Source organism: Micromonospora sp. 15K316, assembly GCF_004348525.1.
Classification (GTDB): Bacteria; Actinomycetota; Actinomycetes; order Mycobacteriales; family Micromonosporaceae; genus Micromonospora.
In genome coordinates, this window is sequence record NZ_SMKG01000004.1 from 42,426 (window position 1) to 53,949 (window position 11,524).

The following is an 11,524-nucleotide window of genomic DNA, read 5'->3' on the forward strand; positions in this document are numbered from 1 at the left end:
TCAAGGGATCGTGGGTAACGAACGCAACGGGTTCGTCATGCGCCGTTCTTCTATCTCCGGTCCGTGACCACCCCGTCGCCAGCCGTACGCCCCGTCGACGGCGAACGCCCGTACCGACGCCGGTACGCCCGTCCGAAGTGCGACGGACTGTTGAAACCGGCCGCGTGGCAGATCTCGGTGACCCCGAGCCCCGTCGAGGCGAGCAACGACCGCGCGAACCGCAACCGCCGGTTCTGCAGGTACGTCTGGAAGGACACCCCGACCAGGCGGCCGAAGCGCTCGCTGAGGTAGTTCGGAGACAGGTGCACGTGCGCCGCCACCTCCGCCAACGTCAGCGGCTCCCGGAAGTGCCGCTCGATGTACTGCACGGCCCGTCGAACGTCGACCGCCACGTCGCGCGGCACGCCCGGCTGGTCACCGCCGCCGGCCGGATCCGCCCGCCGACCCAACTCGATGAGCAGGCATCCGAGCACCGCGTCCGACAGCGCCCGCGCTCCCGGACGCCGACCGTCGGACTCCCGCCACAGCCGATCGAAGTCGGCTCCGAGGTCGGCGCAGTCGTCGGCCAGCCACGGCGGCCCGCCCGCCGCGGCCGGCCCGATCCCCGCCACGTCCAACCACCGCTCCACCACGCCGGGGTCGAGTACCACGTTGTAGCAGACCAACGGCCCGTCCGAGGTGGGCACCAGCTCGTGGAAATCGGTCGGGGTCAGCAGGAAGACGCCGCCGGGTCCGAGCGGACGGGGCACGCCGTTCACCACGTGCCGTGCCGACCCGTCGAGCACGTACCCGAGCTCGTAGTAGTCGTGCCAATGGGCCGGCACGTGCCGCAGCTGCGGACGCATCACCCGGACTCGCGCCTCGCCCGCGACCAGCCCGTCGATCATGTATCGGTCGAGTAGCCGCGTCATCCCGTCTCCCACGGTGATCGGGGTGATGAAAACGTTTTGCTACCGTACGAACTCGAATTCCGGCGGTCAACGGTGCGAGAGGTCGAGGTCGATGCCCGACAAACGGTCGCCGGCGGCACCCGACGAGTCACGGGTGACGCTGGTGCAGGTGGCGAAGCTCGCCGGGGTGAGCCCCACGACCGTCTCGCACGTCCTCTCCGGCAAGCGCTGGGTCGCCGAGGCCACCCGGGAGACCGTCCGCAACGTCATCCGCGAACTCGGCTACCGCCCCAACAACGTGGCGCGGAGCCTGCGCACCCGCCGGTCGCGGATGGTCGCCGTCGTCGTGCCCGACATCACCAACAGTTTCTACGCCGTACTCACCAGGGGCCTCGCCGACGCCGTCGACGCCGCCGGCTACGGCACCTACGTCTGCAACACCGACGCCATCCCCGAGCGCGAGGAGGCGTTCCTCGCCGACGTCCTCGACCGCGGCGTCGACGGCGTCGTGATGGCCTCCGGACCCACCGACGCCCGGGCCCGCAGCGGCTCACCGGCGCCCGGCGTCCCCGCTGTCTGCATCGGCGGCTCCCACGACGACGCTCCCCGCCTCGACCTGGTGACCCCGGACGACACCGTGGGGTCACACGCCGCCGTCACGCACCTGATCCGCCGCGGCGCGCGCCGCATCGCGATGATCGAAGGGCCGTTGCCGTCCGGCTCGGCGCGGGAGGACGGATACCGGCAGGCACTCACCGAACACGGCATTTCCGTCGACCCCGATCTCATGGTGCGCGGCGATTGGACCCGTCCCGGTGGCCACGCCGCCATGCACCAGCTGTTGACGCTGCCCGAACGCCCCGACGCGGTGTTCTGCGCCAACGACCTCGCCGCGATCGGTGCCATCGACGCCGCGCACGAGCAGCGGCTCGTCGTGCCCGACGACGTCGCCGTCGTCGGCTTCGACGACGTCGACGCCGCCACCATCGTCAACCCGCCCCTCACCACGGTGCGCAACCCCGCGTACGACATCGGCCGCACCGCCGGTGAACTGCTGCTCAGCCGGATGGACGGCAGCTACGACGGCGACGGGCGGACCGTCGTCCTGCCCTGCCCGCTGATCGTCCGCGGGTCCGCCTGACCGCGCTCCGGCCGGGCACGTCCGCCGCCCGCACCGGCCGGAGGTGTCGCGATCAGTCCAGCGTCACCGTCGCCTTCACGAATCCCGTCGGCTTGTCCTGCACGGCCCGGAAGGCGGCGTCGATCTCCTCCAGCGGGAACCGGTGCGTCACCAGCGTGTCCAGCGACAGGACCCCGGAGGCGAGCAGACGCATTCCCACAGTCATGCCCCGCATGATGGTGTCGATGTCGCGGTAGTGCGCGTTGACGATGTCGAACGCCATCCAGTTCCAGTACGCCAGGTTGACGGAACGCGGCCCGCCCTGGTGGAACCCGACGAGCACGATCTTCCCGCTCATCCGGGTCACGTCGCCGGCCACGTCGAGCGCGGCCTGACCGCCGGTGCACTCGAACGTCACGTCCGCACCCCGGCCACCGGTAAGTTCACCGACCACGTCCGGCAGTGACTCGACGCGCACGTCGACCACCCGCGTCGTGCCGAGGTCCCGCGCCCGCTCCAGCGCGTCGGGGCGGGTGTCGGCCACCACGAGGTGCCGGACACCCCGCAGGCGCACCAGTTTCTGCACCAGATTTCCCATGAACCCCGCGCCGATCAGCACCACGTCGTCACCGAGCCGGACGTCGGTCTCCTCCACCGCGTTGACCGCGCACGCGAGCGGTTCGGCGAGGGCCTCGTCGAGCGGGACGTCACCGGCCGGCCGGCAGTGCGCCGCCTTCACGGCCACATACTCCGCGAAGCCGTGCGAGGTCACCCAGACGCCTACCGGGTCGCCGGCCGTGAACGATCCGGCCTCGGCGCCGACCAGCGTGATCGTTCCGCTGACCTCGTGCCCGAGGTGACGCGGATAGTCACCGGCCGGGTCGCCGCGCCACGCCGGAAGCTCGGACGTGCAGACCCCGCAGGCCCGCACCCGGACGAGGACCTGGTCCGGCGCGATCTCCGGCGGCGGCACCTGCGCGATCTCGAACCGCTCCGGCCCGGTCAACACCGCGATCCTCATCCCGTCCCGCCTTCCACTCGCCGCGTCCGCACGCTCACGACCGCTCACCGTCGCCCGCCGCGGGTCCTCCGGAGAAGACCACGATCGCGTACGGGCCCAGCGCGTCGAGCGTCACCGCATGGATCCCGCCGTCGACGCGCACGTCGAGCGCGGTCACCTTCCCGTCGCAGGAGTACGCGATCGCCTCCGGGCGAGTTTCGGGCAGCCGGACACGCACCTCGAGGTCCGGGACCGGACGTACCTCGTCCCGCTCCGGGCGGTAGTCGTAGTTGACCAGGTGAACGGCGACCGAACCGTCCGCGAGCCGGCAGGTGTTCGCCGCGACGCTCGACGCGCCGACCGCGGTGAGTTCGACCTGCCGGCCGTTGGGCAGCAACTCCGACAGCTCCGTCGGCTCGGCGGTACTCAGGCCCGGCCGGGCGAGCAGATCGGCCCGCTCGCCGTCGGCGAGGTTCGCACCGAGCCCACCGGTGCGTACCACCCGCCCGCCGGCGTCGAGGTGGTCGCGCAGGGCCACGACCTGCGCCGGACTCAGATACGTGCAGGCGGGAAGGATGACGGTGTCGTAGCGGCGCAGGCTCTCGACCGTGACCCGGTCCGGTGCCGTACGCGGATCCGGGAAGACGATCACGTCGAACGGCACCGCGGCGCCGGCGAGCGCCTCGGTGACCTCGCGGTACGGAACACGGACGCTGTCGTCACGTGCGTTGCGCAGGTTGTCCCCGAGGTCCTGCCGGGAGACGAGCTCCCGGTTGCTCTCCACGCTGTAGACGACCGCGACCTCATTGCTGCTGCGCCGGTCGAAGAGCCGCTCGTTGTCGGCGAGGAACGCCTGCACCTCGGCGGCGAGGTCGTGCGGGGCGTAGAACGAATCCTGGATCGTCGCGCCCATCCACGCCCCGTACGGCACCGCCATGTTGACGCCGAAGGCCGCCGCCTCGTAACAGGACAGCCGCAGCAGGTCGTGTCCCCTACCGGCGCGCAGCAGCTCGACCAGTTCGGGCACGACCCCGCCGTACGGGTTCTCCACGACGATGACGTCCTTGTCACCGGCGAACCCGGCCACGTAGCGGTACCACTCCGGCTGCCGGTAGGTGGTGTTCCGCATCTCGGTCACGATGACGTCCACGTCGTCGGCGAGGCCCAGGTACTGGGGGTCCATGTTGAAGAAGTTTCCCGAGACCAGCACCTCGCGACCCCGGGATCGGGCGTACTCACGCGCGTAGGCGGCGAGCTCACCGAAGTGCCGCCGGATGGCCGCGCACTGGAACCGGTAGTACTCGGGGAAGAGCGGTGTGCCGTGCTGCGCGCCCTTGAAGTCGTATCCCCGCTCGAGGAGCCACTGCCCGTAGTGGAACGTCTCCAGGTCGACGCCGCTGAGTTCCGGGCCTCGCTCGTCCTCCGGCAGACCTCTGAGGTACGCGCGGAAGCCCTTCATGCAGTCCTTGCAGAAGCATCCGCCGTACTGGAGCGAGCCCAACGGCAGTTCCGTCTCGTCGAGCTGCACGCCGTCGACGCCGGCGTCGATCTGGATGCGGATGACCGCCTTCAGGTACTCCCGCCAGACCGGATTGTTCCGGTCCATGTAGTAACAACGGTGATCGCGGTCGGGGCACTCGACCCACCGCGCGTGCAACGCCGTCTGGTGGATGTCACGCGCACAGCACTCCTCGATGAGGTCGGTGACCCGCTCACCGTCGCTGTTGACCAGACCGTCGGGGAAGTAGTGCTCGAACGGCTTCCACAGCTTCGGGTAGCGGTTGCCACTGAACTCCCGCAACCCGATCCAGTCGCGCCGGCCGGCACCCCGCAGTTCGTTGACCGCGAGGATCTCGTCCTCGTCGGCGGAGAGTTCCACCGGGAACTCCCAGCCCTGGGCCTCGAAGACGATGCCGAACACCTTGATGCCGCGCTGCTGCGCGGCGGCGACGAACTCGCTGTCGTTGACGAAACCGTAGAAGCGCGACCGGGCGTCGACCCGGCCGAACGCCTCCTGTTCGAGGTAGGGCAGCGAGATCGAGCCCCCGCCCAGCGACGCCCAGACCAGGGCGGTGGCGCGGTAGTCGACGAGGTCGTCGATCATGCGAAGCCGCCGGGGCGGGAGGCTCGGGTGATAACAGTGCTGCCGGGGAAACCACGCATCGAAGTACACGCCACGTTGCATGCCTCGGGCTCCTTGTCTCACGAGACGATCAGCGGGCCGAGCGTGCGCTCGGCCAGGAGCAGCCCCTGCCGAACGCGCTCCGGCGAGCCGGACCACACCGGGTCCTCGTGCTCCACCGACACGAAACCGTCGTACCCGCCCTCGTAGAGCACGTCGACAAGCCGCCGCCAGTCCACGTCCCCCAGGCCGGGCACCCGGTAGCGCCACCATCCGCTGACCCACGGCGATTCCCGCCCGATCACCTGGCCGAAGACTCCGAACCGGTTCCGGGCACGCGGGTCGACCTGCGCGTCCTTGGCTTGGACGTGCCGCACCAGGTCCAGGTGCTCGGCCAGCGCGGCCACCGGGTCGATGCCGAGCCAGACCAGGTGCGACGGGTCGAAGTTCAGATAAAGGCCGAGCCCCGCGAGCCACCGCCAGAGTTCCGGCGAGTACGCGAGGTTCGCCGGATAACCGTCGGGGTGCCACCCCTCCATGGGGCAGTTCTCGACCACCAGCCGCACCCCACGCTCCTGGGCGTACTCGACGAGGGGCGGAAGGACCTCCTCGGCCAGCCGCAGGTTCGCCGCGACCGGCAGCGTGACGTCGCGGCCGATGAAGGTCCCGACGTGTTCGCAGCCGAGCAGCGCGGCGGCGTCGACGCAGCGGCGCAGGTGGTGATGGATCCGTTCCCGCGTCGGCCGGTCGGCGTGCAGGTTGTTCTCGTAGTACGCCAGGGCCGACAGGGCCAGGCCGTGCCGGTCGAACAGGTCCCGCAACCGGCGGGCGGCGGGCTCGTCGAAACCGTCCACGTCGAGGTGGCTCGCCTCCCAGGGGCGTCCGGGGTCGCGTGGCCAGGCGGCCACCTCGAGACCTCGATAACCATGGGCGGCCGCCCACCCGGCGATCTCGTCGAGTGACTCGCCGGGCAGGCAGGCCGTCAGGAGGCCGAGCTTCACCGCGGGTCCGGCTGGTAGGTGTTGCCGGCGCTGTCGCGGCCACGGGCCAGCCAGATCTTCCACCCGTCGTTGGCCGGCACGGGAAGCACCTTCACCGACGCGGGGAAGTACCGCATGGTGTACCCGGTGCGTCGCAGGTCGCTGGTGTTCGGCTCCGCACCGTGGATGATCCGCCCGTCGTGCAGGGAGCACTGCCCGCGTTCGAGCTCGAAGTAGACCGCCCTGCTCTCGTCCACCCCGGGGATCTCGGCGTGGAAGGTCTGCTTGGTCTTGTCCGTCGGCACGTAGTCGGAGAAGCCGTTGTCGTGCGTGCCGGGAACGACCCGCATGCACCCGTTGCTCCGGTTGCTCGGCCCGAGCGCGAGCCACACGGTGACGATCCGGTCGTACTCGCTGAGCCGGCCGTTCCAGTACGCGCTGTCCTCGTGCCAGGGCGTGGCCCGGCCGACCTTCGGGTCCTTCGAGATGAAGTGACTGGTCCACAGTGCGATGTCCGGCCCGACCAGTGGCTCGACCAGATCGAGCACCTCGTCGGAGAGGAGGAAGTCCAGCAGCCGCGGATCCCGGAAGTGCGGGGTGTCCAGCTCGTCGGAGAGCTTGTCGCCCTTGTCGGCGAGGTGCTCGTCGAAGATCTGCTCCAGGGTGTCGAGCTTCTCGGGCGAGAAGAGCTGGTCCCGCTGGAGGTAGTAGCCGTTGGTCCGGTAGAAGTCGATGGCCTGTTGGTCCAGCACCGGTGCACCTCCTGCTCTCGGTGGCCGCCGCGCTCGTGGCGACGTGGTGGGTTCGAAGCTAGTTGCGGTCGCGTCGCCGCGGCGGCACCTATCTCCGGCGGGACTCGACGTATCTTCCGGTCCGGGTCAGATCCGGGCGCCCGAGTCGGTCGCCATCGCCCGAATCAACTCGGCGAACAGGTCGAGATCCTCGACGAAGTCCTCCGGATCCGTCTTCGGCCGGCCGCCCTCGGTGACCGTCCGGTGGAAGTACTCCAGCTCATGGGTGTAGGGGTCCTTCAGGTGCGGACGTGAGACGACCCGATGCAGCGCGTCGCCCCGGGTCTCCTCGCTGATCAGCAGGGTCGGCAGGTGCCGGATGTACGGGGTGTCGTACTGCACCCGCATGGTCGCGTGATCCCCGTACACCTCGATGTGCGCGTCGAACCGCAACTGCTCGTCGACGCCGGTCTCGTAGGTGACCAGGAAGTCGTCGTACTCCAGCAGGGCGGTTATGAACCGGCCGTCGCGCCACTGCCGTGCGGCGGCGACGCCACGCGGGCGTCCGAGCAACTCCCGCATCGCCGACAGGTCGTGGCTGCCGAGTCCGCAGAGCAGCCGGTACGCGCCGGCCAGGACGTCCGGCACGTCGCCGAGAGCATCCGCCACCAGGGCACGTCCCCTCGCCCAGCGCGCCTCGACCGCGGAGCGGGGCACGTCGGAGGGCCGGTCCACGAAGATGGTCTGGTCGATCATCAGTTGGTTGCGGCCGATGATGTCATGGACCCGCGCGTAGTTGACCCGGCCGAGCGCGCCGATCTGCTGGCCGGCCTCGACGAACGCCGGGGCGAAGCGACGCATGTAGCCGACCATGACGGTGGCGCCCGAGCGGTCCCGCGCCCCGATGATGGCCTCCGCCTCCCGGGGGCTCAGGCACATCGGCTTCTCCACCAGCACGTGTACGCCCCGGTCGAGCGCGGCGATCACCGCGTCGGCGTGGTACTCGTCGCTGTTGAGCACGAGCACGCAGTCGAGCTCGTTCTCGTCGAGCATCTGGGTGAACTCCGCGTAGCGGCGCTCGACGCCGTAGGCGCCGCCGACCCGCTCGAGCAGCCCCGGGGAGATGTCGCAGACGGCGGTGACGCGGAAGAGGTCGGGCAGCGACCGCAGGGCCGGCAGGTGCACCACCTGAGCCACCTCACCCAGTCCGATGATGCCCATGGATAGCCGGTGCATGGTGGAACCCCCCAATGCAAAACGTTTGGCAGCGGGTCGCGGGCAGCGTAACCGCCGCAAAACGCGAGAGGCAACCATGTCTTGTCGGGCCGAGGGAGGGGGCCGTACGCTGCTCAGCAGCGACATGGCAAAACGTTTTGCAATATCGCGATCCGAAGGAGGCGGCACCATGCGTGACGTCCACCCCGTGTCCCGCCGGGCCCTGCTCCTCGGCGTGGCCGGCCTCGCCACCGCCGGCGCCCTGAGCATCCCGCGCAACGCCCACGCCGCACCGTCCGCGGCCACACGTCCACCACTGTGGAGATTTGCCAGACCGAACGGCCTCGCCTTCGGCACCTCCGCAGCCACCTGGCAGCTCACCGACACCACCTACCGGCAACTCGTCAACCGGGAAGCGGCCCTGCTCTTCACCGAGGACGACCTGCTCTGGTACCGGCTCAAGCCGACGCCCGACGCCGAGCTCGACTTCACCTACGCCGACGAGGTCATCGCCTACGCCGAAGCGCAGCAGATGGCCGTCTTCGGCGCCCACCTCGTGTGGGACGAGGGCTTCGGCGAGGGATGGACCGAGGACGACCTGTGGGGCCTGGGCGAACAGGAGGCCCGCGAGCTGCTCTACGGCACCGTCGACGCGGTCGTCCGCCGCTACCGCGGCCGGGTCGGCACCTGGAGCGTGGCCAACGAGGTCACCAGCCCGGAAGGCCGGCGCGGTTACCGCACCGACGTGCCCTGGTGGCAGACGATCGGCCGCCCCTACGTGGCCGACACCTTCCACGTCGCCCACGCCGCCGACCCCGAGGCCACGCTCGTGCTCAACGAGTTCGGCTTCGAGACCGTGAACGAGTGGGGCGACGAGCCCGGCCCCCGCCGCCGCGCCACTCTCCAGGTCATCGACGACCTGATCGGTCAGGGCGTACCCGTGCACGCGCTCGGCGTACAGGCCCACCTGCTCGCCGACCAGTTCGCCGACCGGTTCCACGCCAAGGCGTACCTCAACTGGTTCTCCCAGGTGGCCGACCGGGGCCTGGACATCCTCATCACCGAACTCGACGTGCTCGACGACGGCCTGCCCGCCGACATCGCCACCCGTGACGCCGCCGTCGCCGACGTCTACCGCCGCTATCTCGACGTCGCGCTCTCCCACCGGGCCGTGAAGTCCGTGATCGCGTTCGGCCTCTCCGACCGCTACACCTGGCTCGAAGAGGACTATCCGCGCGAGGACGGCGCGCCCCGGCGCCCGCTCGCCTTCGACGCCGAGCTCGCACCCAAGCCCGCCCACCGCGCGATCGCCACGCAACTCGGCGACGCGCCGCGCCGCGCACCCCTACGGAGCCTGCTGCCATGACCACCGACCGACACGCCCTCGTCGTGCGGGGCGGCTGGGACGGGCACCAACCGGTCGAGGCCACCGACCGGTTCGTGCCCTTCCTCCGCGATCACGGGTTCGCCGTCGAGGTCAGCGACGACCTCGCCGTCTACGCCGACACCGACCGGATGGCCCGGCTCGACCTCGTCGTGCACTGCTGGACCATGGGCACCGCCACCGACGAGCAGATCGCCGGGCTCACCGCCGCCGTGCGCGCCGGCACCGGCTTCGCCGGCTGGCACGGCGGCATCGTCGACTCGTTCCGCACCTCGACCCCGTACCTGCAGATGACCGGCGGTCAGTTCGCCGAACATCCAGGAGGCTTCGTCGACCACGAGATCGAGGTCGTACCGGAACGCGCGGACCACCCCGTTGTGCGCGGCCTGCACCGATGGACCCAGCACACCGAGCAGTACTGGATGCTCACCGACTCCGGCAACGACGTGCTGGCCACCACCCGCTTCCGCGCCACCCCCGACACGCCGTGGCGGCAGGACGTCGTCTCCCCTGCGGTCTGGACCCGTCAGTGGGGGCAGGGCCGGGTGTTCGTCTCCACCATCGGCCACCGGGTCGAGGACCTCGACCGCGCAGAGGTACGCACGCTGACCGAACGCGGCCTGCTCTGGGCCAGCCGCTAGCCGGTGACCGGGCGCGGACCGGTCAACGACGACCGATCCGCGCCCCGGACGGCGCCGCGTCGAGGATCGTCAGGTAGTGGTCGAGGAAGGCCTCCGGGCGTACGCCGACCGCCACCTCGTGCGGCCCGGCCCCGCCCTCGTCCGCGGCGCGCCAGGTCGTCACGCCCGCCGCCGACCCGTCGACAGTCACCTCGCCGGCGGCGAACACGCAGAGCGCCGGGTCGAACAGCGTCGCCGCGGCCAGCGGGTCATGGAACGTGATCTCGGGACGCTCCGCGAACCAGGACGCCGCCATGTCCGCCACCGGCCGCAGCAGCGGACTGGCGCAGTGCTCCAGGAAGGACTCGGCCTCCATCCGCACCCGCGTGGTCACGTCCAGGCCGACCGAACGGTGCACCGGCACCCGGGCCGCGTACACGCGGGCCGCCGCGTGCGGGTCGCAGCGCACGTTCCACTCCGGGCCCGGCACCGTGCCGAACGCCCCACCCATCAGCACCAGCGACCCCAGCAGCGACGGGATCTCCGGATCCACGGCGAACAACAGCGCCACGTTCGTCAACGGGCCGATCGCCAGCAGGGTGACCTCGCCCGGACGCGCCCGGATCGTCCGCCGCAGGAACTCCACCGCCTCCCCGGACGGGAAGGAGGTCTCGTGCTCCCACCGGGCGAGCGCGGCCGCCTGCGGCGGCGGCCCCTGCACCGACGGCCCGGCCAGCGGCTCGGCGGCTCCGGGGTGGATCGGCACCGTCCGCCCCGCCGCCCGGCACAGCACGCTCGCCAGCGCGGCCCGCTGCTCGGGCTCGGCGGTGACCGTGGTGATGCCCAGCAGCTCGCACCGGGGCTGCGCGAGCAGGTACGCGAGGCAGGCGGCATCGTCGATGTCGTTACCGATATCGGTGTCCAACAGGACCGGGGTGCTCTCCATGGCGGCATCGATTATCCGAACGCCCGGCCCGGGAAGCAGCAGAACCGCCCGACGCCACGGCCCGCTCGGCCAACGTACGAGCCGATGCGGTGAACGGGCGGTTCCGGACGGTGAGCGGCGCGCCACCACGACCCGACCTGCCCGCGCCGCGACCCGTCCGGGCGAGAGGTCAGCCGCCGCACCGGGCCACCAGACCCGATTCGTACGCGAGCACCACGAGCTGCGCCCGGTCACGGGCGTGCAGTTCGGTCATGGCACGGTTGACGTGGCTCTTCGCGGTCCCCGGACTGATCACCATGCGGTCGGCGATCTCGTCGTTGGACAGGCCCCGCGCGACGAGGGCGACGGCCTCGCGTTCAGGGGTGGTCAGCCGCGCCAGCACGTCGGCATTCCGGGGCGGCGGCTGGGCGACGTACCGTCGATCAGCTTCCGGGTGATCGACGGGGCGAGCAGCGCGTCGCCGCGCGCCTCGGCGAGCAGCCGACCGCCGCGTCGTCTGACCGCCGGGCCCCGCAC

The 11,524-nt window shown here is 70.8% G+C and carries 10 protein-coding genes and 1 pseudogene; 3 read left to right on the plus strand and 8 right to left on the minus strand.

What is annotated here, in order from left to right:
* Positions 1-50: 50 nt before the first annotated feature.
* Positions 51-911 carry an AraC family transcriptional regulator gene (locus E1211_RS02165; RefSeq protein ID WP_132344807.1) on the minus strand — a complete coding sequence of 287 codons (861 nt, stop codon included), beginning with the start codon at positions 909-911 and terminating at the stop codon, positions 51-53.
* A 91-nt stretch (positions 912-1,002) separates the two neighbouring features.
* On the opposite strand from E1211_RS02165, the gene E1211_RS02170 reads away from it, so the two are divergent.
* Positions 1,003-2,031, plus strand: coding sequence for a LacI family DNA-binding transcriptional regulator (locus E1211_RS02170; protein WP_165947140.1), 1,029 nt, complete (start codon positions 1,003-1,005; stop codon positions 2,029-2,031).
* Positions 2,032-2,083: 52 nt separating this feature from the next.
* Here the strand turns inward: E1211_RS02170 and E1211_RS02175 are convergent, their stop codons facing one another.
* The 5 genes from E1211_RS02175 to E1211_RS02195 all read right to left on the minus strand — a co-directional run bounded on the left by E1211_RS02175 (position 2,084) and on the right by E1211_RS02195 (position 8,064).
* Positions 2,084-3,031: a zinc-binding dehydrogenase gene (locus E1211_RS02175; RefSeq protein ID WP_132344811.1), complete on the minus strand. Its 948-nt coding sequence runs from the start codon at positions 3,029-3,031 to the stop codon at positions 2,084-2,086.
* Positions 3,032-3,065: 34 nt separating this feature from the next.
* Positions 3,066-5,195, minus strand: a complete 2,130-nt coding sequence (locus tag E1211_RS02180) for a hypothetical protein (protein WP_132344813.1) — start codon at positions 5,193-5,195, stop codon at positions 3,066-3,068.
* Between the two features lie 17 nt (positions 5,196-5,212).
* Entirely contained in the window at positions 5,213-6,133 is a 921-nt protein-coding gene (locus E1211_RS02185) for a sugar phosphate isomerase/epimerase (protein WP_132344815.1), read from the minus strand.
* Positions 6,130-6,864 (minus strand): phytanoyl-CoA dioxygenase family protein, encoded by a 735-nt coding sequence (locus E1211_RS02190; RefSeq protein ID WP_132344817.1) that lies wholly within the window; start codon positions 6,862-6,864, stop codon positions 6,130-6,132. Before E1211_RS02190 ends, E1211_RS02185 begins: the two co-directional genes overlap by 4 nt.
* A 126-nt stretch (positions 6,865-6,990) precedes the next feature.
* Positions 6,991-8,064, minus strand: coding sequence for a Gfo/Idh/MocA family protein (locus tag E1211_RS02195; protein ID WP_207915165.1), 1,074 nt, complete (start codon positions 8,062-8,064; stop codon positions 6,991-6,993).
* A gap of 184 nt (positions 8,065-8,248) precedes the next feature.
* Here E1211_RS02195 and E1211_RS02200 point away from each other — a divergent pair, with 184 nt between their 5' ends.
* Positions 8,249-9,424 carry an endo-1,4-beta-xylanase gene (locus E1211_RS02200; RefSeq protein ID WP_165947141.1) on the plus strand — a complete coding sequence of 392 codons (1,176 nt, stop codon included), beginning with the start codon at positions 8,249-8,251 and terminating at the stop codon, positions 9,422-9,424.
* The gene (locus tag E1211_RS02205) at positions 9,421-10,083 is read left to right on the plus strand and encodes a ThuA domain-containing protein (RefSeq protein ID WP_132344823.1); all 663 of its coding nucleotides are present in this window, start codon (positions 9,421-9,423) and stop codon (positions 10,081-10,083) included. The genes E1211_RS02200 and E1211_RS02205 overlap by 4 nt, the downstream gene beginning before the upstream one ends.
* Before the next feature lie 22 nt (positions 10,084-10,105).
* Here the strand turns inward: E1211_RS02205 and E1211_RS02210 are convergent, their stop codons facing one another.
* Entirely contained in the window at positions 10,106-11,008 is a 903-nt protein-coding gene (locus tag E1211_RS02210) for a nucleoside hydrolase (protein WP_132344825.1), read from the minus strand.
* A 169-nt stretch (positions 11,009-11,177) separates the two neighbouring features.
* Positions 11,178-11,476, minus strand: a pseudogene (locus tag E1211_RS02215) (response regulator transcription factor); the annotation flags it as partial.
* Positions 11,477-11,524 lie beyond the last annotated feature (48 nt).